Raw genomic sequence first — 25,537 nt, forward strand, 5'->3', positions numbered from 1 at the left:
TTGTCTTAGTAGGCGCGCGCCACGTAAATGCGCTCGACCGCCGCTTCGCCGGTGAAAGGGCACTGCCCTTCGGCGGGCGCGGCATTCAGCGCCGTGTTGCGGATCGTCAGCTTGAGCGCCTTCAATTGCTCAACCACCTTCTCCAGTGCGGCGCCGGTCGGGCGCGACCAGTTCAGCTCGACCCAACCCGGATAGCGCTGATCATCGGCAAAGAAGGTCGCCAGCGCATCGAGCGAGGTAATCCCGGTCGTGATGTTGGCATCGCGGCGCTCGGTCGCCTCGGCGTGCAGGCTGGACTGGATGCTTTCCAGCTCGGCGACAGCTGCGGCGATGAAGTCATCGCGCGTCTGGCCGACGAAATTGACCTTGCCATCGTCCTTCCACAGCCGGTCGCGACGCACCGCCGAAACCATGCCGCCAGCAGCATCGCGCCCGCCGATTTCCAGAATGATCGGCGCGCCCTTCTTGACCCAGGCCCAGCGCTTCTGCGTGGCCTTGCCCGCGCGCTTGTCGAGCAGCACGCGGATCGGCTCGCCCAGAGCGGAAAGCTTGGCCAGCTCGCGGCGGATCTCTTCGCAATAGGCCAGCAGGGCCTCATCGCCATCATCCTCGCGCAGCATCGGCAGGATGATGATCTGATGCGGCGCGATGGCGGGCGGTACGCGCAGGCCGTCATCGTCACCATGGGTCATGATGACGCCGCCGATCATGCGGGTCGAAACGCCCCAGCTGGTGGTATGCGCCAGCTCCTGAGCGCCTTCCTTCGACTGATAGCGAATGCCCGCAGCCTCGGCGAAACCGGTGCCAAGGTAATGGCTGGTGCCCGCCTGCAGCGCCTTGCCATCCTGCATCATCGCCTCGATGGAATAGGTGGCGACAGCGCCGGGGAAGCGCTCATTCTCGGGCTTCTCGCCAGCCACGACCGGCATGGCCAGCACGTTTTCGGCAAACTCGCGGTACATTTCCAGAGCGCGCAGCGTTTCGCTCATCGCATCATCGCGATCGGCATGGGCGGTATGGCCCTCCTGCCAGAGGAACTCGCTGGTGCGCAGGAACATGCGCGTGCGCATTTCCCAACGCACCACATTGGCCCACTGGTTGACCATCAGCGGCAGGTCGCGCCAGCTCTGCACCCAGCGGCTCATCGCGGCGCCGATCACGGTTTCGCTGGTGGGGCGCACGATCAGCGGCTCTTCCAGCTTGGCCTCGGGGTCGGGGATCAGCCCGCCCTTGCCGTCACCGATCAGGCGGTGATGGGTGACGACCGCCATCTCCTTGGCGAAGCCCTCCACATGGTCGGCCTCCTTGGAGAAGTAGCTGAGCGGGATGAACAGCGGAAAATAGCAATTGTCGACGCCCGCTTCCTTGATGCGCGCGTCCATCAGCTTCTGGATGCGTTCCCAGATGCCGTAGCCCCATGGCTTGATGACCATGCAGCCGCGCACGCCCGATTCCTCGGCCATTTCGCCTTCGGAGACGACCTGCTGATACCATTGCGCGAAATCATCGGCGCGCTTGACGGTCAGCGCGTGGCGGATCTTGGAAGCGTTTTGTGTCATGCGCGCGGCCTTAGCCGGGCGCCGCGCCAAGTTCAAACCCTGTGTGTGGGAAAAATGTGCTGGAAAGAGGGAGGGAAAAGCCGGTTTCCTCCCTCTTTGGCCGGCTTACTTGCCCAGCTGATCCAGCTTCTTCTGCATGGCCAGCATCTGCTCACGCAGGGCATCGAGTTCGCTGCGGGTGCCTTCGGTCTTCTCCGGCTCTGCCGCAGCAGCGGGTGCCTCATCCTTGGGCGAAACAGCGCCGCCTTCCGCGCCGGGCATAAAGGCGGCGGCGGCGGCCTGGAACATGGCGATGTTCTGCTGGGTCAGCCGGGCGAGCGGATTGGTCTCGATGCTGTCCTCAAACGCCTTGCGCAGCTTGAGCTGGTTGGCGCGGAACTGGTCCATGCTGGCTTCAAGGTAATGCGGGATCAGCGCCTGCATCGAATTGCCATACATGCCGATCAGCTGGCGCAGGAAATTGACCGGCAGCATCTGCTCGCCGCTGGCCTCTTCCTCCATGATGATCTGGGTGAGGATCTGATGGGTGATGTCCGAGCCCGACTTGGCGTCCAGCACGCGGAACTCGATTCCCTCACGCGTCATCTTGGCCAGATGATCGAGCGTGATGTAGCTCGACGACTGGGTGTTATACAGCCTGCGGTTGGCGTATTTCTTGATGATGACGGTGTTGTCCTTGGGGCCCGCATTGTCAGCCATCAGTCTGTCCTACTCCCGTTTCTGAACGGCAGTTTGCACTCAAAAGACCATGGACGCAACAGATTGCTGCGCAGCAGCACGGCAAAACGCAAGTTTAGCCCGCACGTGCGAAACGGTTCCCCAATCCGGTTAACAGCTCATATTGAGACAAACCTGTCTGAGCCGCCGCACGCGGCAGATCATAGTCGACATTCAGCCAGTCGCCCTCGGTCAGATGGGGCACATGGGTGAGGTCCACGATGGTCAGATCCATCGAAACGCGCCCCAGCACCGGCAGCTCCCCGCCATCGCCCGTGCGCAGCATTCCCTGCCCCGACCAGCAGCGCAGATAGCCATCGGCATAGCCCAGCGCCACCGTGCCAAGGCGCATTGGCCCGGGAGCGGTGAATGTGGCATTGTAGCCAATGGTGTCGCCCGCCGCGACCTGCCTCACCTGCAGCAACGCCACCTGAGGCTGCACCACGGGGCGGATCACATCGGCCAACTCCGCGCGCGCAATGCCGCCATAAAGCGCCAGACCGGGGCGCGTCAGATCGCCATGATAGGCCGCGCCCAGCGCAATGCCCGCGCTGTTGGCCAGCGCCGCGCGCCGATGCGGCAAGGTGCCGCGCGAGGCTTGCCAACGCTGAAGCTGCAGCGCGTTGAGGGCGCTGTCTTCATCGCCACTGGCCAGATGGGAATGCAGCACATCCACCTCCAGCCCGGCCAACTGCCCCAGATCGCCCGCCGCCAGCCCGAGCCGGTTCATGCCCGTATCGACCATCACATCGCACAGACCGCCGCCTGCCTCACGCCAGCGCCGCGCCTGATCGAGCGAATTGAGCACCGGCCTCACGCCTGTCGCCTTGGCAAAAGCCACATCAGCATCGGTCAGCGGGCCGTGCAGCACGGCAATGCGGCGCGGATCGATCAGATCGACCAGATCCGCCGCCTCAGCCCAATGGGCAACGAAGAAATCCGCGCAACCGGCCCGTGCCAACAGCGGCGCCACGCGACGCGCGCCCAGCCCATAGGCATCGGCCTTCACCGCCGCCCCCGCCTTCGCAGCACCGGAAAGAGCATCCAGCGTCTGCCAGTTATGAGCCAGCGCCTCGCCATCGATTGTCAGGCGCAGGGGGGTGGCGGGGGGAGCAACTGTCATGTCAAACCTCAGAAATCGTCACGGAGCGCGGGCTCGTCCTAGGCAGCCATGGCTTGCAGCACGGCGCGCCAGCCCAGCAGGAAAGCGCCATGCCGACCGGGGTAATCCCGCACCGCCGCCAGCGCTTCGAGCCCGGGCCAGTCAGGCAAATCGCCCTTTGCCCCCAGCCATGCCGCGATCTCCGCTTCGGCTTTGGCGAAATCAGCTTGCGCGCGCCCTGTTGCAGCGCGCGCCATCAGGCTGGCGGCGGCCTGGCCGATGGCGCAGGCCTGCGCCGCAATGCCGATGCGCCGGATGGCCCCGTTTTCGTCCAGTTCGATCCCCACCCTCATCCGGCTGCCGCAAGAGGCCGAGCGGGCCTCCCCGATCAGCGGCAGGTCGCTTGCCATGGGCCAGCGCGCCAGATCCAGCGCCATCGCCAGCACATCGGGCGAATAGAGAACCGAGCCTGAAGCCAAGGCTCAACCGGCCTTGTGATGGGGGCGATGATGCGGCGCGACGCGGGGCTTGGGCGCGTCATCATCATTGCTGGCCGAACTGTCGGCATCCGCAGCATCGGCGGCAGCCTTGCGGCGCTCCGAGACGATCTTGAGCAGTGCGCTGCTGCTGGCGTTGACGAAGGGATAGGTGCGGCTCTTGGTGATCCATTCGGGCCTGCCGCCCACGCCCCAGACCGTGTCATAGAACAGCACGATAAGCGAGAAACCCGCTACCACGATCAGCGTGCCTTTCACCGCGCCAAAGCCGAAGCCCAGCACGCGGTCAACAGGGCCAAGGATCGAGTTACGCGCGGCGCCGCCCAGATAGCGGGCCAGAAAGCGCACAAGGAAATAGGGCACCAGCAGCAGGAACAGGAAAGCGGCGACATCGGCGCCGGATTCCGATCCGATATGCGACACCAGCGCTGCGGCCAGCGGGGCTTGCAGCAGATGCACTGCGGCCATCGCCACGATAAAGGCGGACAGCGAAATAGCCTCCTGCACGAAACCGCGCAGAAAGCCGAGCGAGGCAGCGGCGCCCACCACCACGAAAACAGTTACATCAAAACCGGTCATAGAGGACCGGACTATTCGCCCCCAAGGATACGGTCAACGAGATTTGGCAGCAGTTGCACGCTTGTATGACGCCCCCCTGCTTCCTTGACCGCGCCGTTCTTGCCGGAGAGCGCTTTATCCTCCGGCCCGAAGGCATGGGCAAAGCCCAGTTTGGCCGATTCGCGCAGCCGCAAACCCGCATGGGCGACAGGCCGGATTTCGCCCGCCAGCGAGACTTCGCCGAACCACACCGCCTCACGCGGCAAAGGCTTTTCCGCCAGCGCCGAAACCAGCGCGGCGGCCACCGCCAGATCGGCGGCGGGGTCCGCCAGCCTGTAGCCGCCCGCCACATTGAGATAGACTTCCGCGCTGGAGAAATTCAGCCCGCAGCGTGCCTCCAGCACCGCCAGCAGCATGGCGAGGCGCCCATTATCCCAACCCACCACCGCGCGGCGGGGCGTGGCGCCCGATTGCAGCCTCACGATCAGCGCCTGAATTTCCACCAGCACCGGGCGCGTGCCCTCCATCGCCGGGAAGACCGCGCTGCCCGCAATGGTGTTTTCCCGGCCCGACAGGAACAGCAGCGAAGGATTGCCGACTTCGGCCAGACCATGGCCTTCCATGGCGAACACACCGATTTCATCGACGGGGCCGAAGCGGTTCTTCAGATTGCGCAGGATGCGGTATTGGTGGCTGCGCTCACCCTCGAAGGCCATGACCACATCGACCATATGCTCAAGCACGCGCGGCCCCGCGATGCTGCCATCCTTGGTGACATGGCCCACCAGCACCAGCGCCGTGCCATTCTCCTTGGCATAGCGGATCAGTTCGAAGGCACAGCCGCGCACTTGGGAAACCGTGCCCGGAGCGCCCTCGATCTGGTCGGAATGCATGCACTGGATCGAATCGATCACCAGCAGCGCCGGCGCATCCATATCGCCCAGCGTGGTGAGAATATCGCGTACCGATGTGCTGGCGGCCAGCTTGATCGGCGCGGCGGCCACGCCCAGCCTTTCGGCGCGCAGGCGGATCTGGCCGGTGGCCTCCTCGCCGCTGATGTAGACGGCAAGGCCGCCCGCTTGCGCCACCTTGGCGCTGGCCTGAAGCAGCAGGGTCGATTTGCCGATGCCCGGATCGCCGCCCATCAGGATCGCGCTGCCCGGCACAAGACCGCCGCCCAGCGCGCGGTCGAATTCATCGATGCCCGTCGAGCGCCGGACCAGCGCCTTGCCCGGCATATCCAGCGGCTCGAAGCTGATCGCCCTGCCGCCGCTGGAGAGGTCATGCTTGGCCGAGAAGACCGTTGCCGGGGCCTCCTCGGTCAGCGTGTTCCACTCGCCGCAATCGACGCATTGCCCCTGCCAGCGGTTGGTGACACTGCCACAGGAAGAACAGACGAAGCGACGTTTGGGTTTGGCCATAAGGCCTGCGTAATGAGAACGAATTGAGAACGCAAGCGCGGATTTATTCGCGCATATCGTTCCAGGCGTCCTTGATGCGGTTGAAGAAGCCCTTCACCTCGGGGCATTCATCGCCGGTCTCAGTGCCCTGAAATTCGCGCAGCAATTCCTTCTGGCGAGCCGAAAGGCGTGTCGGCGTTTCCACCGCCACTTCCACCACCAGATCGCCGATCCCGCGACCGTTGAGCACCGGCATGCCCGCCCCGCGCTTGCGCAGTTGCTTGCCAGACTGGATGCCCGCCGGGATCTCGATCTCATGCACCTTGCCGTCGAGGCCAGGAATCTCGATCGAGCCGCCCAGCGCGGCGGTGGTGAAGCTGATCGGCGCGCGCGTCAGCAGCGTGGTGCCATCGCGCTCGAACACCTTGTGGCGCTTCACATGGAGGAAGATGTAGAGATCGCCCGGAGGCGAACCGAAAGGCCCGGCCTCACCCTTGCCGGTCAGGCGGATGCGCGTGCCGGTGTCGACGCCCGCCGGGATTGAGACCTCCAGCTTCTGCTTCTGATCGACGCGACCTTCGCCACCGCAGGCACGGCAGGGCTTCTCGATCACTTCACCGCGACCGTGACAGGTGGGGCAGGTGCGCTCCACCATGAAGAAGCCCTGATTGGCGCGGACCTTGCCGTGGCCGCCGCACAGGTTGCAGCGGCGCGCGCCGGTGCCGGGCTCGGCGCCCTTGCCGTGGCAAGGCTCGCAGGTGGTGGAAACTTCGATCTCGATCTCGACGTCCTTGCCATGGAAGGCTTCGTCGAGGCCGATTTCCAGATCATAGCGCAGATCGGCACCGCGACGCGCCTGCTGGCGTCCGCCGCCGCCGCCGAAGGCGCTGCCGAAGATCGTCTCGAAAATATCGCCAATGTCGCCAAATTCGGCGCCCTGACCGCCAAAGCCACCACCACCGGGGCCGCCATTCTGGAAAGCGGCATGGCCGAAGCGGTCATAGGCGGCGCGCTTCTGGGGGTCTTTCAGGCAGTCGTAAGCCTCGCTGATCTCCTTGAACTTCGCCTCGGAGTCCTTGCAGCCCGGGTTGCGGTCCGGGTGGAACTTCATCGCCAGCTTGCGATATGACGTCTTGAGCGTCGCATCATCGGCTTCGCGGGTGACTTCCAGCAATTCGTAATAATCGACCTGCGTCGACATGGGCTTTCCTTCGGGATCAGTTCAGCGCGGATGTCGGCAACTTCAGTTGCCTCACCGGAAATGCATACAAACAGGCCCGCCACGCCACTTGACCGGCGTGGCGGGCCCACTTTTCACGTTAAGGCCTGCGGATCAGCCCTTGTTCTCGTCAACTTCCGAGAACTCGGCGTCAACCACGCCATCGTCATGAGCCTGACCACCAGCGCCGCCCGGGGCAGCAGCCGAAGCCTGCTCCTTCTCATAGATCGCCTGCCCCAGCTTCATGGCCTTTTCGGTCAGGGCCTGGGTCTTGGCGGTCATCTCGGCGGGCTCACCACCTTCGATGGCCGTCTTGGCCTCGGCGATGGCAGCCTCGATCTCGGCCTTCAGCGCGGGATCGACCTTGTCACCATTTTCAGCGATCTGCTGCTCGGTGGCATGGACGAGGCTTTCGGCGTTGTTCTTGGCCTCGGCGGCCTCACGACGCTTCTTGTCCTCTTCGGCGAACTTCTCGGCATCCTTGACCATCTGGTCGATGTCGGAATCCGACAGACCGCCCGAAGCCTGGATGCGGATCTGCTGCTCCTTGCCGGTGCCCTTGTCCTTGGCCGACACGTTCACCAGACCGTTGGCGTCGATGTCGAAGGTCACCTCGATCTGCGGCACACCGCGGCGAGCCGGGGGAATGCCGACCAGATCGAACTGGCCCAGGATCTTGTTGTCCGCCGCCATTTCACGCTCGCCCTGGAAGACGCGGATGGTCACGGCCTGCTGATTGTCGTCAGCGGTCGAATAGACCTGGCTCTTCTTGGTGGGGATCGTGGTGTTGCGGTCGATCATGCGGGTGAACACGCCGCCCAGCGTCTCGATGCCCAGCGACAGCGGGGTCACGTCGAGCAGCAGAACGTCCTTCACGTCGCCCTGAAGCACACCGGCCTGAATGGCGGCGCCCATGGCCACGACTTCGTCAGGGTTGACGCCCGTGTGGGGTTCCTTGCCGAAGAAGTCCTTCACGGCGTCGCGCACCTTGGGCATGCGGGTCATACCGCCCACCAGCACGACATCGTCGATCTGGCTGGCCGAGATGCCGGCATCCGCCATGGCCTTGCGGCAGGGCTCCAGCGTGCGCTGGATCAGGTCACCGACCAGACGCTCCAGGTCCGAACGCGTGATCGTCTCCACCAGATGGAGCGGGGTGGTGGCGCCACCTTCCATACGGGCGGTGATGAAGGGCAGGTTGATCTCGGTGGTCTGCGCGGACGACAGCTCGATCTTGGCCTTTTCAGCGGCTTCCTTCAGGCGCTGCAGGGCCAGACGGTCGGTCTTGAGGTCCAGGCCTTCCTTGGCCTTGAACTTGTCGGCCAGATATTCGACCAGCTTGCTGTCGAAATCTTCACCGCCCAGGAAGGTGTCGCCGTTGGTCGACTTCACCTCGAACACGCCATCGCCGATTTCCAGAATGGAAACGTCGAAGGTGCCGCCGCCAAGGTCATAGACAGCGATGGTCTTGCCATCGTTCTTGTCCAGACCATAGGCCAGAGCAGCCGCCGTCGGCTCGTTGATGATGCGCAGCACCTCAAGACCGGCGATCTGGCCGGCGTCCTTGGTGGCCTGACGCTGAGCGTCGTTGAAGTAGGCCGGCACGGTGATGACGGCCTGCGTCACGGTCTCGCCCAGATAGCTCTCGGCGGTTTCCTTCATCTTCTGCAAGGTGAAGGCGCTGACCTGCGAGGGCGAATAGTCGGTGCCGCCGGCTTCGACCCACGCATCGCCATTCTTCCCCTTGGCGATCTTGTAGGGAACCAGCGCCATGTCCTTCTGCGTCATCGGATCGTCGTAACGACGGCCGATCAGACGCTTCACAGCGAAGATGGTGTTGTCGGGGTTGGTCACCGCCTGACGCTTGGCAGGCTGGCCGATCAGGCGCTCACCATCCTTGGTGAAGGCGACGATCGAAGGCGTGGTGCGCGCCCCTTCCGAATTTTCGATGACCTTGGGCTTGCCGCCATCCATCACAGCAACGCAGCTGTTGGTGGTGCCAAGGTCGATACCGATCACTTTACCCATAGTTCTTCCGTCCTCATGTCGCTGTGTGACACCGCCTGTCCAAAGGCCCCCGCATGCGCGGCAGACCGGTTTGGCGGCTCTTTGACGAAGGGGCATATAGGAGTGGTTTGCCACCCGACAAGGGCTTTTGGGCAGCTAATCGGTGATGACTGCCAGCTATTTGGTCCATGATTTGGTTACCAGCGCTTGGCGCGGGGCCTGTCACAGTCTAGCAGAGGGCCCGTCAGGAGATTTGCAGAAGATGTTTATCGCGCGCTTTACCCTCCCCCTGCTCGCGCTGGCGAGCCTTGCCGCCTGCCACAAGGGCGAAGAGGCCCCCACCTCCGCCGCAGTCAGCGAAAGCGCGGCCGCCCCCACGCCGACAGCGGAAAATACCGCGCCATCGGGCCGCCTTGTGCTGCCCGTGATCCCGGGCCGCCCTGCCGCCGCCTATGTGACTTGGTGCAACACCGGCCCGGCGCCTGTGACCATCACCGGCGTGGTGATCTCCTCCGCCAAGACCGCCGAGATGCACGAGACCAAGGGCACCGAAATGGCGCCCCTGCCCCGCCTGAAGCTTGATCCCGGTGACAGCACGAATTTCGCGCCCGGCGGGCGGCATGTGATGGTCTTCGGCCTGCGCAAGACAGTGAAGGCGGGCGATTCCATCGGTTTCAAGCTGGTGCTGGAAGATGGCCGCAGGCTGGTCGGCTCGCTCAAGGTCGAGGCTGCCGGGGCGACGCCTGAAGCCGCGCATGACGATATGGCCGGGATGAAGATGTAAGGTTTGAAGAAAAGGGAAAGTGCGAGGGTGTTACACCCTCGCGCTCCCATTATTGTCTGCGTGGCGTGCAGGGTTCGGACATAGAGCAACATCGCTGCGCCGCAGGCAGAAATTGCCAGCACAGATCAATCATTGATGATTGAAGGCCTGCGGCGCTTTCCGCTGCGCAGGTGGAGAGGCGGGGCGCTCCGCTTCGGCGCAACTGCCCTTTCGTCGGGAGACGTAACGGGGGTGCAGGGGGCGTAACGCCCCCTGCTTCTACCCCTTCAAACCTTTAGCAATCCACGCGATGCTCATTGCCGTCGCGATCATGACGATAGCAATAGCCATCGTTCTTATGCACGGTCGAGCCGATCAGAGCGCCCGCAGCCGCGCCGATCGCCGCGCCGGTAACGACATTGCCGCCCGCCACGCCCGAGATCACCGCGCCCGCGCCCGCGCCGCCCAGAGCGCCTTCGCCGCCATAGTTATGGGCACAACCGCCAAGGGCAAGCGCCCCGCCAGCGATCATCGATAAAATCAACGTTCTGGTCATGATATCCTCCATCCTATGATGGAGATATGACCTACGGCGCGGGATGTTCCACCCGCGCCGGGGCTCGCTATGGGCCTTTTAGTCGGGCTTCTTGGCCACGGCGACCATGGCCGGGCGCAGCAGTCGGTCCTTGATGGTGTAGCCGTGCTGCAGCACCTGAATGATCGTGCCGGGCTCGGCCTCGGCATGGGGGATTTCGATCATCGCCTGATGCTGATTGGGGTCGAGGGGCAGGCCCTGAGCCGCAACCTTCTGGATGGCGTTCTGGTTGAACACCTTGTCCAGCTCGCGCGTGGTGGCCTCGATGCCCGCCACCAGCGGCTTGAGCTTCTCGTCGTCGCGTAGCTCCTGCGAGATCGAATCGAGGGCGCGCGACAGATTGTCGGCCACGCTCAGAATGTCGCGGGCGAAGCTGGTGCTGGCATAGGCGCGGGCGTCGGCGATGTCCTTTTCCAGACGGCGGCGCACGTTCTGCGTCTCGGCGCGGGCGTAGAGCACCTCCTGCTTGGCCGCTTCCAGATCGTTTTCCAGCGTCGCGATTCGGCTGTCCTGCTCGGCATTCACGCCGGGGGCAGCGCCCTCCACGCCTGCGTCCTTCGAGGATTCGCTGGCGGCCTGGAAGATGTCCTCATTCATATCATTGCCTTCATTTATCGGATCAGTCGGCCCAGACTCTGGGCGGTGAAATCCACCATGGGGACGACTCGCGCATAATTCAACCGTGTCGGCCCGATCACACCGACCACGCCGACCACCCGGCCTTCGCGATCACGGTAGGGAGAAGCGATCACGGATGAGCCGGAAAGGGCGAAAAGCCGGTTCTCGGCGCCGATGAAAATGCGGGTCGATTCGGCTTCACGGGCAAGGTCCAGCATCTGGGCGACGGACTGCTTGCTTTCCAGATCATCGATCAGGGATCGCACGCGCTCCAGATCACCCAGCGCATTGTCGTCCAGCAGATTGGCCTGCCCCCGCACGATCAGCACCGGGCGGCGCTGGGCGTCCTGACTCCAGACGGCAAGGCCTCGGTTGACCAGATCGGCGCTGGCGGCATCCAGAGCGCTCTGGCCCGAGGCGATCTGCGTCTGCATCAGCCGCGCCGCCTCCCCAAGCGTGCGTCCCGCCAGATGGGCGGTGATATAGTTGGAAGCCTCTTCCAGAGCGCCGGGCGGCAGGCCTGCGGGCAGTTCAACGATGCGGTTCTCGATCCCGCCATCCTGCCCGACCAGCACCGCCAGAGCACGCCCCGGCGAAAGCGGCACCAGCGTCACCTGCGCCAGCAAAGGCTCATGCGCAGGCACCATCACCACGCCTGCGCAGGCCGAAAGATCGGAGAGCGCGGCGCTAGTAGCCGCCAAAGCAGCTTCAATCGGGCCGGGCTCGGTCAGGCTGCGTTCGATGGCCTCGCGCTCTTCCCGCGTGGGCTGGGACATCTGCATCATGCCATCGACGAACAGGCGCAGGCCCACTTCTGTCGGCATGCGGCCCGCGCTGGTATGCGGTTGGCTCAGCAGCCCCTGCCCTTCAAGATCGGCCAGCACGCTGCGGATCGAGGCGGGCGAGAGGTTCAGCTCTCCCCCACCCGCCAGCGTGCGAGAACCCACGGGCTGGCCGGTCGTCAGATAGCCTTCGACCACCCGGCGAAAGATCTCGCGGGCGCGGGTGGTCAGTTCGGTGACGGGCAGGCTGTGCATAGTGCATCTTTCATGGGGCAGAGGGGCCCCATTTGCAACGCCGGGCATCCGTGATGCACGGTCATTTAATAACACCGGGGCTGGCCATTTCCGGGCGCGAGTATTAGAGCCGCGCCAAACCGCTTCATAAGGACCAAACCCTATGCGCCCATCCGGCCGCGCCGCAGACGAAATGCGCAGCATCGAGATCGTCACCAACTTCACCAAGCATGCCGAAGGCAGCGTGCTGGTCAGCTTTGGCGACACCAAGGTGCTGGTCACCGCCAGCGTGGAAGAGCGCGTGCCGCCGTTCCTGCGCGGCAAGGGCGAAGGCTGGGTGACGGCGGAATATTCGATGCTGCCCCGCGCCACCCACACGCGCGGCCAGCGTGAAGCCGCCAAGGGCAAGCAGAGCGGCCGCACGCAGGAAATCCAGCGCCTGATCGGCCGCTCGCTGCGCGCTGTCACGGATCTGAAGAAGCTGGGCGAGCGCCAGATCACCCTCGACTGCGACGTGATCCAGGCCGATGGCGGCACCCGCACCGCCGCCATCAGCGGCGCATGGGTCGCGCTGCGTCTGGCCGTCAACGGGTTGATCGCCAAGGGCCTGATCACCGAAGACCCGCTGACCCGCAAGGTCGCCGCTGTCTCCTGCGGCATCACCAAGGGCACGCCGGTGCTGGATCTCGACTACATCGAGGACAGCAGCGCCGACGCTGACGCCAATTTCGTGCTGATCGAGGGCGGCCATATCGCCGAGGTGCAGGCCACCGCCGAGGGCGCGACCTATGATGAGGAAGGCCTGCTGCGCCTGCTGCGTCTGGCCCGCATCGGCTGCGACCGCATTTTCGCCGCTCAGGCCGAAGCGGTCGCCTGACAAATTGGCTCTGAACGGCGGGTGTGATCCCGCCGTTCTTACAGAATAAGACTTCCGGGAGAGATGCATGTCGAGATTGCACGGTCAGCTGGTGATCGCCACGCATAATCCGGGCAAGCTGCGCGAGATTTCCGCGCTGCTGGCCCCTTACGGCGTGGAATGCGTCTCTGCCGGAGACCTCGGGCTGGATGAGCCCGAGGAAATCCACGACAATTTTATCGAAAACGCGCTGCTCAAGGCCCGCTACGCCACCGAGAAATCGGGCCTGCCCGCGCTGGCCGATGATTCGGGCCTCTGCGTGGAAGCTCTGGGCGGTCGCCCCGGCGTCTACACCGCCGACTGGGCCGAGCGTCACTGGTACGAGGGCCCCGAAGGCCGCGACTGGTTTATGGCCATGGGCAAGGTCGAAGGCCTGCTGTGCGAGCAAGGCCCCGATGTGGGCCGCGCCGCCCATTTCGCCTGCGTGCTGGCGATCACCTGGCCCGATGGCGTCCATGCCGTCTATGAGGGCCGCGCCGATGGCAAGCTGACATGGCCGCCGCGCGGCAAGCTGGGCTTCGGCTTCGACCCCGTCTTCGTGCCGCTGGGCCATGAGCAGACCTTCGCGGAACTCGATCCCACCGAGAAGAACCGCATCAGCCACCGCTCCGACGCTTTCGCCAAGCTGGTGGCCGACCAGTTCGGGTGATATTTAGAGGTCTATGGCGCGCGCACTCTACATCCACTGGCCCTTCTGCCTGAAGAAATGCCCCTATTGTGACTTCAACAGCCACGTCCGCGATGGGGTGGATCATGAACTATGGCAGCGCTCCCTGCTGGCCGATATGGAGCGCGAGGCCGGGATCGCTGGCGGGGAAACGCTGACCAGCATTTTCTTCGGCGGCGGCACGCCTTCCTTGATGCCGCCTGCCTTGGTGGCCGCCCTGCTGGAACGTGCAGAACAGCTTTGGGGCTTCGACTCCGGCATCGAGATCACGCTGGAAGCCAATCCCTCCAGCGTCGAGGCGGCGAAGTTTGCAGCTCTCGCCAGTGCAGGCGTCAACCGCGTGTCGCTGGGCGTGCAGGCGCTGGATGACAAGGCACTAAAATTCCTCGGCCGCCTGCATGGTGTGGATGAGGCCTTGGCCGCGCTGGATGTGGCGCAGCGCCATTTCGCACGCACCAGCTTCGATCTGATCTATGCCCGCCCCAACCAGAGCATGGTCGACTGGGAAGCCGAACTGACCCGCGCCCTGTCCTTCGGCACCGATCACCTCTCGCTCTACCAACTGACCATCGAGCCCGGCACGCGCTTCGAGCGCCTCGTGCGCGATGGCGCTTTCGCCCCGCTGGAGGACGATCCGGCAGCGGACCTCTTCACCCTCACCCGCCAGATCACGGCGGCCCACGGCCTGCCCGCCTATGAGGTGAGCAACCACGCCCGCCCCGGCCAGCAAAGCCGCCACAACCTCGCCTATTGGCGCTATCAGGATTACGCCGGGATCGGCCCCGGAGCGCATGGCCGCCGCCACGCCACCGCCACCACGCGCCACAAGAAGCCGGAAAACTGGCTCTCCGCCATCGAGGCCCAAGGCGACGGCATTCAGGAAGCCCGCCAGCTCTCCATCCGCGAACAGGCCGCCGAGGCCATGCTGATGGGCCTGCGTCTGGCCGAGGGTGTCGATCTGGCGGCGCTCTCCACGCGCTTTGGCCTCACATCCGACGAACTGGCCGCCCCCGCCCGCCTTGCCTTGTACGAACGGCAAGGGCTGGTGTGGAGCGACGGCCCACGCATCGGCGTCACCGAGCCCGGCATGCTGGTGCTGAACGCGCTGATCGGCGAACTCGTCCCCACGGAACTGGTGGTGTGAGCGACGAGCCAGCGCCGTCCCTCGCCCGCCGCGCCGACCTGCTGGCGGCATGGACCGCTCACCTCGCCCAGAACCGCCGCCGCAGCCCGCACACCGTGCGCGCCTACACCGCCACCGCCGCCCGACTGGTCCACGCCACCGGCGCGGAGGATTGGGCCACTCTGGCCGAGATTGAAGCCTCCAACCTGCGCGCCCATCTGGCCGGCCGCCGCGCCGACGGGCTGGGCAATGCCTCAGCGGCGCGCGAACTCTCTGCCTTGCGTGCCTTCATCACCTTCGCGCGCCAGCAGGCCGGAGACCCGACCCCCGCCCCGCCCCGCCTGCGCGGCCCCCGGATCAAAAAAGGCCTCCCTCGCCCCGTTACCCCTGACGAAGCCATCAACCTCGCCGATCTCGTCGAAGAAGACGCCACCGCCCCATGGATCGGCGCTCGCGACCGCGCGGTGCTGATGCTGCTCTACGGCGCCGGGCTGCGTATCGCCGAAGCACTCTCACTGACGGGCGGTGTTCTCCCCATCGGCGAGGCGCTGCTGGTCACGGGCAAAGGCAGCAAGCAACGCCTTGTGCCGATCCTGCCCATCGTGGCGCAAGCGGTCGCCGATTACGCCAAGGCCTGCCCTTGGCCGATCACGCGCGACGGTGCACTGTTCTTCGGGGCTCGTGGCGGCGCGCTGCAGCAAGCTCTGGTGCAAAAAGCTGTCCGCCGGGCGCGGGGGGCGTTGGGTTTGCCAGATACGGCCACGCCTCACGCGTTGCGCCATTCCTTTGCGACGCATCTGTTGGGCGCAGGAGCCGATCTGCGGTCTCTTCAAGAGTTGCTGGGGCATGCCAGCCTGTCCTCCACCCAGATTTACACCAAAGTGGATGCGGCTGTGCTGTTGGATGCCTATCGGGCGGCACACCCAAGGGAACAAGGGTAAGAAGAAAAGGAAAATGCGAGGGTCATAACCCTCGCGCTCCCTTTAATGTCTGCGTTGCGCGCCAGTTCGGCCATGGAGCAACGTCGCAGCGCCGCAGGCATAAATATTGCGGCTTCGCCGCTTTGGCGCAACGCGGAGATGGTGCTCAGGTCAAGACAGTAACGGGGGTGCAGGGGGCGATGGCCCCCTGCTTTCATCCTTAACCCTTCTTCATCTCCGCAACGCGAACCTCGATCGCATCCCAGATCAGCCCGGCCACATCCACGCCATCGAAACGCTCGATCGCCACGATGCCCGTGGGCGAGGTCACGTTGATCTCCGTCAGCCATTCGCCGCCGATCACATCGATGCCCACGAAGGTGAGGCCGCGCTTTTTCAACTCCGGTCCAAGGACGCGGCAAATTTCCTGCTCACGCTCGGTCAGCTGCGTCGCTTCCGCGCTTCCGCCCACGGCCAGATTGCTGCGGAACTCGCCGGCGCCCGGGCGGCGGTTGATGGCACCGGCCACCACACCGTCCACCAGCACGATACGCTTGTCGCCCTTGGCCACGTCGGGGAGGAAGGGCTGGACCATATAGGGCTCGGGCCACATCTGGCTGAACACCTCGACCAGCGCGCCGAGGTTGTCGCCGGTGGCAGGCACGCGGAACACCGCTTTGCCGCCGTTGCCGTGGAGAGGCTTGATGACCAGATCGCCCGAATAGCCCTTGGCGACGAGGCGTTGCTGGAAACTGCGCACATCCTCGATGCGGCGGGCGACCAGCGTGGGCGGCATAAACTGCGCAAAATCGAGAACGAAGACCTTTTCGGGCGCGTTGCGCACCTGCTCGGGATCGTTGACGACCAGCGTGCGGCCCTTGAGCTTTTCAAGGATATGCGCACCGGTGATATAGCCCAGATCGAAGGGCGGGTCCTGACGCATCAGCACCACATCGACATCTTCGGCCAGATCCAGCGTCTGGAACTCGCCCAGCGTGTAGTGGCGTTCTCCCTTGTCGGCGGGGCGCTGCACGGTCACGGGGGCGGCCCATGCCGTCACCTTGGCCGGGCCATCGCCCAGCGAGTCCCACGCCAGCGAGCCGACATCATAGTACCACATGCTGATCCCGCGCGCCTGCGCCGAGAGCATCAGGGCAAAGGTGGAATCGCCCGCGATGTTGATGCCGGAGAGCGGGTCCATCTGGACAGCGACGCGCAAACTCATGAGGTACTCCTGAAAATCAGACAGATGCGCTTACGGCATCCACGCATTGGGGATGTGGTATGGATCATGCCCCGGCGCAAGGAGGATGACGTCGATCCGCATATCCTGCCCTTCCGGCACGAAGCGCGAGGCCAGCACTTCGGCGGCCATGGCGACGCGGGTAAGGCGCTTCTGGTCGATGGCATCGACATGCGTTTCGGCCTTGGCGCGCCATTTCACTTCGGCAAAAACAGTCAGCCCTTCGCGCCGGGCGATCAGATCAACTTCCCCGCGCGGGGTTTTCACGCGGCGGGCGACGATCTCGAAACCTTGGCCTTCCAGAAACAGCGCGGCCTCATCCTCGCCCTTGCGACCGCGTGCCTCGGCGGCGATGCGGTTGGCCTGGCCGCACCAGTCGGTCATTTCAGGCGCATCGCCAGCGCATAGAGTTCCTTGCGATCCAGCCCGGTCGCCTTGGCAACGGCGGCGGCGGCCTGACTGGCCTTGGCATGCTGCAATTCGGCGCGCAGCATGGCTTCGGCATCCTCCATGGTAGCCTGCTTGGCCACGGGAGGGCCGATCAGCAGCACGATCTCGCCCTTGGGAGGATGGGCGGTGTAATGGGCGATCAAGTCTTCGGGCTGGCCACTGCGGCATTCCTCGAACATCTTGGTCAGTTCGCGGGCCACCGCCACCTCTCGGCCCGGCAGCACCTGCGCGATGGCCGTCAGCGAATCGATCAGGCGTGGCGACGTTTCGTAGAAGATCAGCGTGGCAGGCACGGCCGCCAGTTCGGCCAGAGCATCACCCCGCGCCTTGTCCTTGGATGGCAAAAATCCGGCAAACAGGAACCGGTCCGAAGGCAGTCCCGACAGCGTGATCCCCATCACCGCCGCGCAAGGACCCGGCAGGCTGGTGACGGCAATCCCCCGCTCCCGCGCCTCGCGGACCAGACGATAGCCCGGGTCCGACACCAGCGGCGTTCCCGCGTCAGAGACCAGCGCCACCGGCTCGGCGCTCATCAGCGCCAGCAGCTTTTCGCGAGCGTTTTCATCGGCATGGTCATCGTAACGGATCAACCGCTGTTTCAAACCAAGATGTTGCATCAGCCGCCCGGTTATCCGAGTATCCTCACAGGCCACCGCTGACACGCCACGCAATATCTCCACGCCGCGCATGGTGATATCGCCAAGATTGCCAATGGGCGTGGCCACAATATAGAGGCCGGGGGTAAGGCGCTGATCCATGGCGCCCCCCATGGACCAAGGGCATGGGGAAGGACAAGCGATGTTCAACATTGGGGCGCAGATGACGCAGAATTCCAATCGTACCACCCCCGCAAGCTGGACCCGCCGCGCGATGGCCCTCGGCCTTTCCGCCACGCTGGCTGCCTGTACCGTCATTCCCAAGGGCCCCAAGGCTCCGCCGCCCCCGCCTGCTCAGACGCAGGCCCCGCCGCCCGCCTATCTGCCGACCGACACCGATCGTCATCGCGTCGCCCTGCTGGTGCCGCAGAGCGGGCCCAATGCCGCGGCAGGTCAGGCGCTGGCCAATGCCTCGACCATGGCGCTGCTGGATATGAATGCCAGCAACCTTCGCATCACCACCTATGACACCTCGACGGGCGCTGCTGCTGCGGCGTCGAAAGCGCTGGCCGATGGCAACCGCCTGATCCTCGGGCCACTGCTGGGCGAGGATGCGGCTGCGGTGGCTCAGGTCACGCGCGCCTCGCATGTGCCGGTGGTGTCTTTCTCCAACGACTACACCGTGGCAGGCGGCGACACCTTCATCATGGGCACCATCCCCGCCCAGTCGATCACCCGCGTGGTGCGCCATGCCAAGGGGCTAGGGGTGACGCGTTTTGCCGCTCTGGTGCCGCTGGGCCTTTATGGCGAGCGCGCCTCTACCGCCATGGTGAACGCCGTGCGCAACAGCGGCGGCCAGTTGGTGGGGATCGAGACCTATGGCCGCGATCCAGCCTCCATCACGGCAGCGGTGCGCAAGCTGAAGGCCCATGGCGCTTTCGATGCCGTGCTGGTCGGCGATACGGCCCGCGCGGCGGCTCAGGCCGCGCCTTTGCTGAAGGCGGGCAAGCCGACGATGCGCATCCTCGGCACCGAATTGTGGAGCGGCGAGGCCCTGCTGGCCCGCACCCCCGCGCTGCGCGGTTCGCTCTATGCCGCCCTGTCGGACACGCATTTCCGCCAGTTCTCGGACCGCTACCGCACCCGCTATGGCGAGGCACCCTATCGCATCGCCACCATGGGTTATGACAGCGTGCTGCTGACCCTGCGCATCGCCCGCGAGTGGCAGCCGGGTCGCCCCTTCCCCACCCAGCGCCTCTATGACAAGGGCGGTTTTGCGGGGACCGATGGCATTTTCCGTTTCAACGCGAACAATGTCATCGAACGCTCGCTGGAAGTGCGGGAGATCAAGGCGGTTCCCGGCAGCACCACCAGCAACACCGTGCCGGTTGTCAGCCCGGCCCCGGCCCGTTTCGACGACTGAGGAAAAAGGCATTTCGCGACTTGCGCGCGCGGCTTCGTGCGCGTTATGTTCGCATCCATGTCTGACAGCACGCCCGACGATCTCTTCGAAGCTCCCATCGGCCCCAGCGGCGAGACCTATGACGGCAGCGCCATCGAGGTGCTGGAGGGGCTTGAGCCCGTCCGCCGCCGCCCCGGCATGTACATCGGCGGCACGGACGAACGCGCCCTGCATCACCTCGCCGCCGAGGTGCTGGACAACGCCATGGACGAGGCGGTGGCAGGCTATGCCAACCGCATCGAATTCGTGCTGGAGGAAGCGCCGGGCACGCCGGGCCGCCTGACCATCGTGGACAATGGACGCGGCATCCCGGTGGATGATCATCCCAAATTTCCGGGCAAATCGGCGCTGGAGGTGATCCTTTCCACGCTGCACTCGGGCGGCAAATTCTCGGGCAAGGCCTATGCCACCAGCGGCGGCCTGCATGGCGTGGGTATCAGCGTGGTGAACGCTTTGTCGACGCTCACCCGCGTGGAGGTGGCGCGCAACAAGGAGCTGTTCGCTCAGGAATTTTCGCGGGGCATCACGCAAGGGCCTTTGCAGAAGATCGGCGCGGCGCCCAACCGGCGCGGCACCAGCGTGTCCTTCACGCCCGACCCGGAAATTTTCGGGGCCGATGCGCGGTTCAAGCCCGCGCGGCTGTTCAAGCTGGTGCGGTCGAAGGCCTATCTGTTTGCCGGTGTGGAAATTCGCTGGAAATGCGCGCCGTCGCTCGCCAGCGAGGATGTGCCTGCCGAGGCCACCTTCCAGTTCCCCGGCGGTCTGGCCGACCATCTGGCCGAGCAGACGGCGGGGCGCGAATGCGTCACCACCCAGCCCTTTGCCGGATCGCAAGATTTCCCGGGTGAGATGAACGGGCGCGTGGAATGGGCGATCGCCTGGCCGGTGTGGTCGGAAGGCGCCTATTCCTATTACTGCAACACCATTCCCACGCCGGATGGCGGTACGCATGAGCAGGGCCTGCGCGCCGCGCTGACCAAGGGCATCCGCGCCTTTGGCGAGCTGACGGGCGTGAAGAAGGCCAAAGACATCGCGCCCGAGGACATCGTCACGGGCTGCGAGGCCATGCTCTCGGTCTTTATCCGCGACCCGCAGTTCCAGAGCCAGACCAAGGACCGCCTCACCAGCCCAGAGGCCGCGCGCATGGTGGAAAACGCCATCCGCGACCACTTCGACCATTACCTCACTGACAATATGGAGCGCGGCAAGGCGCTGCTCGGTTACGTGATGGAGAAGATGGATGAGCGCCTGCGCCGCAAGGCCGAGCGCGAGGTCAAGCGCAAGACCGCCACCAACGCCCGCAAGCTGCGCCTGCCCGGCAAGCTGACAGATTGCAGCGGCGAAGGCAGCGGCGAAACCGAACTCTTCATCGTGGAGGGCGATTCGGCAGGCGGCAGCGCCAAGCAGGCACGCGATCGCAAGACACAGGCCATCCTGCCGATCCGTGGTAAAATCCTGAACGTCGCCAGCGCCACGCTGGACAAGATCCGCGCCAATCAGGAAATCGCCGACCTCTCGTTGGCGCTCGGCTGCGGCCTGCGCAAGGACTGCAACCCCGATAATCTGCGCTATGACCGCATCGTCATCATGACCGACGCCGATGTCGACGGCGCGCATATCGCCACGCTGCTGATGACCTTCTTCTTCCAGGAAATGCCCGAAGTGGTGAAGCAGGGGCATCTCTATCTGGCTCAGCCTCCGCTCTACCGCCTGACCGCGGGCAAGGAGAGCGCCTATGCTCGCGATGATGCTCATCGCGCCGAACTGGAAAAGACCAAGTTCAAGGGCAAGAAGGTCGAGGTCGGGCGCTTCAAAGGTCTGGGCGAGATGAATCCCCAGCAGCTGCGCGAAACCACGATGGACCCGGCCAAGCGTAGTCTGGTGCGCATCACCCTGCCGCCCGAGTATGAGGCGCGCGCTCAGGTCAAGGATCTGGTGGACCGGCTGATGGGCCGTAACCCGGAGCATCGCTTCATGTTTATCCAGAACCGGGCGGGTGAGCTTGATCCGGATCTGATCGACGCCTGATCGGGATTTTCGTTTAGAAGAAAAGGCAAATGCGAGGGTGTTACACCCTCGCGCTCCCATGAATGTCTAAGTTGTGAACCAATTCGGCCTCAGAGCAATATCGCAGCGCCGCAGGCATAAATAACGACGAGATCACGAGCAGGTCAAGACAAACCCGGGGGTGCAGGGGGTGTAACACCCCCTGCTTTCATCCTTTCAAACCTTCCATGGAACAAGCCCCTTACCCAAGCATTCACCATCAGGTGCAACGCAAGACGGAGGGCGCGTTCCATGAGCATTCTGATGTGGATTTTCATCGGCATTGTGGTCGGCTGGCTGGCCGGTTTGATCATGGGCGATGATGGCGGGCTGCTGGTCAATTTCGTGGTCGGCATCGCGGGCGCCTTTATCGGCGGCCTGATCTTCTCGCGCGGGAACATCAACAATTCCGGGCTGACGGTCTCCAGCTTCAGCGTTTCGTTGATTGGCGCGGTAATCCTGCTGGGCGGCGTCAATCTGCTGAGGCGCGGCAGGGTAAGATAAACCAGCCTGCGATGAAGCGTTGACCTGAGGGTTCAAGACCATCAGACTGCCTGCCGGATCATTCGAGACGGCAGGTTTTACCATGGCATATCAAGGGCAATGCGCATGCGGCGCGGTAACGGCGACCATCTCGGCGGAGCCTGTCACCGTGCGCCAGTGCTGGTGCCGCGATTGCCAGCGGATTTCCGGTGGCGGCCCAACCCATAACGCCATCTTCCCGGTCGAGGCGGTGGTGCTGAAGGGGGAATTGGGCAATCATGGCCATCCTGCCGCCAGCGGCAACACGCTGACCAAGCACTTTTGCGTCCACTGCGGCACGCCGGTCTACGCCACCAGCTCGGCACGGATGCATTTGCAGACCTTCCGCCTTGGATTTCTGGCGGATGGCCATGGGTTGAAGCCCTCGGCAGCGATCTGGACTGACAGCGCGCCAGCGTGGGCCCATATCGATCCCGCTCTAGAGCAATGGGCCGCTCAGCCCCCGGCACCTTCCATGCCGCAGGACTGAGCGCTCAACAGGTCAATAAAGCAGCAGATCGGCGATCTCCTCGCGCCATGCCGTTTCGTCACGGCCTGCCACCTCTTCCAGATCGGCGGGCGTGCTGGCCGGGTTGTCCACCCATTCGCGCAGAGCCGGGCCGCCATTGATCACATCGATGGCGAGGCGGGTGAACTCATACTCATAGGGGAAGTCGCGCCAGATCGGGTAATCCGGGTAAAGTCGGCGGATCGCCTTGAAGGCCAGTGCCTGCAAGCGCCACGGGTGGAAAGCATGGTGATCGTAGAAGCTGCCCTCGGCATGGATCATCAGTGCGCTGCACAGCTCGCCCGCATGCTTGTGGAAGGTGGGCGTGAACCAGCATTCGCGGATCGCGCAGCCCGCCAGCCATTGCGGCGCGAAGGCCTGCATTTCGGCCAGCACGGCTTTCGCATCGATATCAGGCGCCCCGAACAGCACCTCCAGCGGGCGCGTGGTGCCGCGCCCTTCGGAAAGCGTTGCGCCCTCGATCATCACCGTTCCCGCATAGGCGCGGCCCATATTGACGCTGGCGGCATTCGGGCTGGGGTTGATCCAGATGCGGCTTTCCGGCCAGCCAAAGCCGGGGCCTTCAGGCTGCCAGCCCTGCATCTCGATCACGCGATAATCCACCTTCAGCCCATAGTGGCGGATAAACCAGTGGCCCATCTCGCCCAAGGTAAGCCCATGGCGCATCGGCATCGGCCCGGCGCCGACAAAGCTTTCCTGCCCCGGGATCAGCGTGGTGCCCTCCACCGGGCGACCGGCGGGGTTGGGGCGGTCCAGCACCCACACGCTCTTGCCGCTTTCCGATGCGGCCTCCAGCAGATAGAGCAAGGTGGTCACAAAGGTGTAGATGCGGCAGCCCAGATCCTGAAGATCGAAGAGGAACACATCGGCCGTGTCCATCATCGCGGGCGTCGGGCGGCGCACCTCGCCATAAAGGCTGAACACCGGGATGCCGAGCGCCGGATCGATCTCATCCAGCGTCTCGACCATATTGTCCTGCTTGTCGCCCTTCAGCCCGTGCTGCGGGCCGAAGGCGGAGGTCAGGGTGATATCCGCGCAAGCCGCCAGCGCGTCCAGTGAATGGCGCAAATCCGCCGTCACCGAGGCGGGATGCGCCACCAGAGACACACGCTTGCCCTGCAAGGGCGCGCGCAGGGCAGGGTCGGCCAGCAGCCGGTCGATACCGAAGAGAACATCCGTCATGGCTGCTGCGCTGCCCCAAGCGGCAGGATGAAGCAAGAGGGCGCATGGAAATCGGGCTGGCCCGAGGCATGGGCCAGCGCCCAATAGCTTTTATGGCCGCCTTCTTCCTCGATCACGGCGGTCAGGCTGGCGTGGGAAGCGCCCTGCAAAAGATTGCCGGGCAAAGTGACCGTCAAAGCGAAATCCTCGGCCACCGCAACATCCATCTGCGGCGCCTCCAGAGGCAAAGCCTTCATCCCGCTGCGGTAACCATCAAAACCGTAGGACGCCCAATGGCCCGAGGGCGAGAAATTGAACTCGCGATAACCATGGGTGTCATCCAGAAACAGCTCGAAACAGCTGGTCTTCCACAGGCCGTCGGTATGGGCGGGCTGATCCACCAGCGCCGGGATCACCAAACGCCCAGCCCCCTCCACATGCCAGCTCAGGATCAGGGCGCCCTCGCCCTCCGCCCATGTCACATGCACCGCCCTCACCCCCAGCGCGGGCGTATCGGGATGACAGATCAGGCTATACGTTCCCAAGCGCGTTTCTCCATGCTAGGCGCAGCCCCTTACTCAAGAGGGTATCATGACCGAATACAAGTCCGACCTGCTGCGCCTGCTCTCCGAGCGAGGCTATGTCCACCAGATGACCGACGCGCACGCGCTCGACGCGCTGGCGCAAAAGCAGATCGTGACGGGCTATATCGGCTTCGATCCCACGGCGGCATCGCTGCATGTGGGGTCGCTGGTGCAGATCATGCTGCTGCGCCGCATGCAGCAGGCCGGTCACAAGCCCATCGTGCTGATGGGCGGCGGCACCGGCAAGATCGGCGACCCCAGCTTCAAGGATGAAGCGCGCAAGCTGATGACCGACGAGATCATCGCGAACAATGTCGCCTCGATCCGCCGCATCTTCGAGAAATTCCTGACCTTCGGCGATGGCCCGACCGACGCCATCATGGTCGACAATGCCGAATGGCTGGATCAGCTTGGCTATATCTCCTTCCTTCGCGAGGTGGGCCAGCATTTCAGCGTCAACCGCATGCTCAGCTTCGATTCGGTGAAGCTGCGCCTGGACCGTGAACAGTCGCTCAGCTTCCTCGAATTCAACTATATGATCCTGCAGGGCTACGATTTCCGCGAGCTGGCCAAGCGTTTCGATTGCCGCCTGCAGATGGGCGGCTCGGACCAGTGGGGCAACATCGTCAACGGCATCGAGCTGGCCCGCCGCATGGACGGCAAGGAAGTCTTCGGCGTCACCACCCCGCTGCTGACCACCGCCGATGGCCAGAAGATGGGCAAGAGCCTGAACGGCGCGGTGTGGCTGAACGAAGACGCCCTGCCCGCTTATGATTTCTGGCAATACTGGCGCAATGTCGATGACCGTGACGTGGGCCGTTTCCTGCGCCTCTTCACCGATCTGCCGCTGGACGAGATCGCCCGTCTGGAAGCCCTGCCCGGCAACCAGATCAACGATGCCAAGGTGATCCTCGCCAATGAGGTCACGGCGCTGGCACGCGGCCCCGAAGCCGCTGCCGCTGCTCAGGCGACCGCTGCAGCCACCTTCGCCGGTGGCGGCCTTGGCGCCGACCTGCCGACCTTCACTGTGCCCGCCGAGGGCATCACCATCACCGACGCGCTGGTCGGCATCGGTTTCGCCGCAAGCCGTGGCGAAGCCAAGCGACTCATCGCCGGTGGCGGCGCGCGACTCGACGGCGAATCGGTTTCAGACGAGACACAGCTTGTTAACCTGTCTTCTGGGGAAGTGCGGATTTCCGCGGGCAAGAAGAAGCACGGGATTCTGAAACCGGCGTAAACGTGCCGCCTATGCGGCAAACCGGTGCCG

26 protein-coding genes are annotated in these 25,537 nt (G+C 64.4%); 10 read left to right on the plus strand and 16 right to left on the minus strand.

Annotated elements, in window-relative coordinates:
* Positions 1-5: 5 nt before the first annotated feature.
* The 8 genes from proS to dnaK form a co-directional block, all read right to left on the minus strand.
* A complete protein-coding gene (proS, locus tag HGK27_RS09460; RefSeq protein ID WP_206240301.1) occupies positions 6-1,559 on the minus strand; it encodes a proline--tRNA ligase in 1,554 nt (517 codons plus the stop codon).
* A gap of 105 nt (positions 1,560-1,664) precedes the next feature.
* Positions 1,665-2,258, minus strand: a complete 594-nt coding sequence (gene phaR / locus HGK27_RS09465; RefSeq protein WP_206240302.1) for a polyhydroxyalkanoate synthesis repressor PhaR — start codon at positions 2,256-2,258, stop codon at positions 1,665-1,667.
* A 94-nt stretch (positions 2,259-2,352) separates the two neighbouring features.
* Positions 2,353-3,399 (minus strand): alanine racemase, encoded by a 1,047-nt coding sequence (locus HGK27_RS09470; protein ID WP_206240303.1) that lies wholly within the window; start codon positions 3,397-3,399, stop codon positions 2,353-2,355.
* 38 nt (positions 3,400-3,437) lie between these two features.
* The gene (locus HGK27_RS09475) at positions 3,438-3,857 is read right to left on the minus strand and encodes an iron-sulfur cluster assembly scaffold protein (RefSeq protein WP_241126993.1); all 420 of its coding nucleotides are present in this window, start codon (positions 3,855-3,857) and stop codon (positions 3,438-3,440) included.
* Between the two features lie 3 nt (positions 3,858-3,860).
* Positions 3,861-4,454, minus strand: a complete 594-nt coding sequence (locus HGK27_RS09480) for a CvpA family protein (protein WP_206240304.1) — start codon at positions 4,452-4,454, stop codon at positions 3,861-3,863.
* A gap of 11 nt (positions 4,455-4,465) precedes the next feature.
* Positions 4,466-5,854 carry a DNA repair protein RadA gene (gene radA / locus HGK27_RS09485; RefSeq protein ID WP_206240305.1) on the minus strand — a complete coding sequence of 463 codons (1,389 nt, stop codon included), beginning with the start codon at positions 5,852-5,854 and terminating at the stop codon, positions 4,466-4,468.
* 43 nt (positions 5,855-5,897) lie between these two features.
* Entirely contained in the window at positions 5,898-7,034 is a 1,137-nt protein-coding gene (gene dnaJ / locus HGK27_RS09490) for a molecular chaperone DnaJ (RefSeq protein WP_206240306.1), read from the minus strand.
* Positions 7,035-7,166: 132 nt separating this feature from the next.
* Positions 7,167-9,080, minus strand: coding sequence for a molecular chaperone DnaK (dnaK, locus tag HGK27_RS09495; protein WP_206240307.1), 1,914 nt, complete (start codon positions 9,078-9,080; stop codon positions 7,167-7,169).
* A gap of 241 nt (positions 9,081-9,321) precedes the next feature.
* Between dnaK and HGK27_RS09500 the strand changes: the two genes are divergently transcribed.
* Positions 9,322-9,843, plus strand: a complete 522-nt coding sequence (locus HGK27_RS09500) for a copper chaperone PCu(A)C (protein WP_206240308.1) — start codon at positions 9,322-9,324, stop codon at positions 9,841-9,843.
* Between the two features lie 274 nt (positions 9,844-10,117).
* On the opposite strand, the gene HGK27_RS09505 is transcribed toward HGK27_RS09500, so the two are convergent.
* The 3 genes from HGK27_RS09505 to hrcA all read right to left on the minus strand — a co-directional run bounded on the left by HGK27_RS09505 (position 10,118) and on the right by hrcA (position 12,072).
* The gene (locus HGK27_RS09505) at positions 10,118-10,378 is read right to left on the minus strand and encodes a hypothetical protein (protein WP_206240309.1); all 261 of its coding nucleotides are present in this window, start codon (positions 10,376-10,378) and stop codon (positions 10,118-10,120) included.
* Positions 10,379-10,456: 78 nt separating this feature from the next.
* Positions 10,457-11,014 carry a nucleotide exchange factor GrpE gene (gene grpE / locus HGK27_RS09510; protein WP_206240310.1) on the minus strand — a complete coding sequence of 186 codons (558 nt, stop codon included), beginning with the start codon at positions 11,012-11,014 and terminating at the stop codon, positions 10,457-10,459.
* Between the two features lie 14 nt (positions 11,015-11,028).
* Positions 11,029-12,072, minus strand: a complete 1,044-nt coding sequence (hrcA, locus tag HGK27_RS09515) for a heat-inducible transcriptional repressor HrcA (protein ID WP_206240311.1) — start codon at positions 12,070-12,072, stop codon at positions 11,029-11,031.
* 142 nt (positions 12,073-12,214) lie between these two features.
* Between hrcA and rph the strand changes: the two genes are divergently transcribed.
* The 4 genes from rph (at position 12,215) to HGK27_RS09535 (ending at position 15,698) form a co-directional block, all read left to right on the plus strand.
* Positions 12,215-12,928 carry a ribonuclease PH gene (gene rph / locus HGK27_RS09520; protein ID WP_206240312.1) on the plus strand — a complete coding sequence of 238 codons (714 nt, stop codon included), beginning with the start codon at positions 12,215-12,217 and terminating at the stop codon, positions 12,926-12,928.
* A gap of 67 nt (positions 12,929-12,995) precedes the next feature.
* Positions 12,996-13,616 (plus strand): RdgB/HAM1 family non-canonical purine NTP pyrophosphatase, encoded by a 621-nt coding sequence (rdgB, locus tag HGK27_RS09525; RefSeq protein WP_206240313.1) that lies wholly within the window; start codon positions 12,996-12,998, stop codon positions 13,614-13,616.
* Between the two features lie 13 nt (positions 13,617-13,629).
* Positions 13,630-14,778, plus strand: a complete 1,149-nt coding sequence (gene hemW, locus HGK27_RS09530; RefSeq protein ID WP_206240314.1) for a radical SAM family heme chaperone HemW — start codon at positions 13,630-13,632, stop codon at positions 14,776-14,778.
* Positions 14,775-15,698, plus strand: a complete 924-nt coding sequence (locus tag HGK27_RS09535) for a tyrosine recombinase XerC (protein ID WP_241126995.1) — start codon at positions 14,775-14,777, stop codon at positions 15,696-15,698. The genes hemW and HGK27_RS09535 overlap by 4 nt, the downstream gene beginning before the upstream one ends.
* A gap of 199 nt (positions 15,699-15,897) precedes the next feature.
* On the opposite strand, the gene gshB is transcribed toward HGK27_RS09535, so the two are convergent.
* From gshB to rsmI, 3 genes are read right to left on the minus strand one after another with little or no spacing between them, the layout of a single operon-like run.
* Complete coding sequence (gshB, locus tag HGK27_RS09540; protein ID WP_206240315.1) at positions 15,898-16,902, minus strand: glutathione synthase; 1,005 nt, start codon at positions 16,900-16,902, stop codon at positions 15,898-15,900.
* 30 nt (positions 16,903-16,932) lie between these two features.
* Positions 16,933-17,304 (minus strand): YraN family protein, encoded by a 372-nt coding sequence (locus tag HGK27_RS09545; protein ID WP_206240316.1) that lies wholly within the window; start codon positions 17,302-17,304, stop codon positions 16,933-16,935.
* Positions 17,301-18,128: a 16S rRNA (cytidine(1402)-2'-O)-methyltransferase gene (rsmI, locus tag HGK27_RS09550; RefSeq protein WP_206240317.1), complete on the minus strand. Its 828-nt coding sequence runs from the start codon at positions 18,126-18,128 to the stop codon at positions 17,301-17,303. The genes HGK27_RS09545 and rsmI overlap by 4 nt, the downstream gene beginning before the upstream one ends.
* Positions 18,129-18,168: 40 nt before the next feature.
* On the opposite strand from rsmI, the gene HGK27_RS09555 reads away from it, so the two are divergent.
* The 4 genes from HGK27_RS09555 (at position 18,169) to HGK27_RS09570 (ending at position 22,486) form a co-directional block, all read left to right on the plus strand.
* Positions 18,169-19,389: a penicillin-binding protein activator gene (locus tag HGK27_RS09555; protein ID WP_241126997.1), complete on the plus strand. Its 1,221-nt coding sequence runs from the start codon at positions 18,169-18,171 to the stop codon at positions 19,387-19,389.
* 57 nt (positions 19,390-19,446) lie between these two features.
* Positions 19,447-21,456, plus strand: coding sequence for a DNA topoisomerase IV subunit B (parE, locus tag HGK27_RS09560; RefSeq protein WP_206240318.1), 2,010 nt, complete (start codon positions 19,447-19,449; stop codon positions 21,454-21,456).
* Positions 21,457-21,726: 270 nt separating this feature from the next.
* Positions 21,727-21,978 carry a GlsB/YeaQ/YmgE family stress response membrane protein gene (locus HGK27_RS09565; RefSeq protein WP_206240319.1) on the plus strand — a complete coding sequence of 84 codons (252 nt, stop codon included), beginning with the start codon at positions 21,727-21,729 and terminating at the stop codon, positions 21,976-21,978.
* Between the two features lie 82 nt (positions 21,979-22,060).
* Entirely contained in the window at positions 22,061-22,486 is a 426-nt protein-coding gene (locus HGK27_RS09570; RefSeq protein ID WP_206240320.1) for a GFA family protein, read from the plus strand.
* A gap of 12 nt (positions 22,487-22,498) precedes the next feature.
* Here HGK27_RS09570 and HGK27_RS09575 read toward each other — a convergent pair whose 3' ends face one another.
* Positions 22,499-23,707 (minus strand): exo-beta-N-acetylmuramidase NamZ family protein, encoded by a 1,209-nt coding sequence (locus tag HGK27_RS09575; RefSeq protein ID WP_206240321.1) that lies wholly within the window; start codon positions 23,705-23,707, stop codon positions 22,499-22,501.
* Positions 23,704-24,231, minus strand: a complete 528-nt coding sequence (locus HGK27_RS09580; RefSeq protein WP_206240322.1) for a DOMON-like domain-containing protein — start codon at positions 24,229-24,231, stop codon at positions 23,704-23,706. The genes HGK27_RS09575 and HGK27_RS09580 overlap by 4 nt, the downstream gene beginning before the upstream one ends.
* Positions 24,232-24,277: 46 nt before the next feature.
* Between HGK27_RS09580 and tyrS the strand changes: the two genes are divergently transcribed.
* Positions 24,278-25,507 (plus strand): tyrosine--tRNA ligase, encoded by a 1,230-nt coding sequence (tyrS, locus tag HGK27_RS09585; RefSeq protein WP_206240323.1) that lies wholly within the window; start codon positions 24,278-24,280, stop codon positions 25,505-25,507.
* The last annotated feature ends 30 nt before the right edge of the window (positions 25,508-25,537 follow it).

Source organism: Novosphingobium terrae (assembly GCF_017163935.1).
Classification (GTDB): Bacteria; Pseudomonadota; Alphaproteobacteria; order Sphingomonadales; family Sphingomonadaceae; genus Novosphingobium; species Novosphingobium terrae.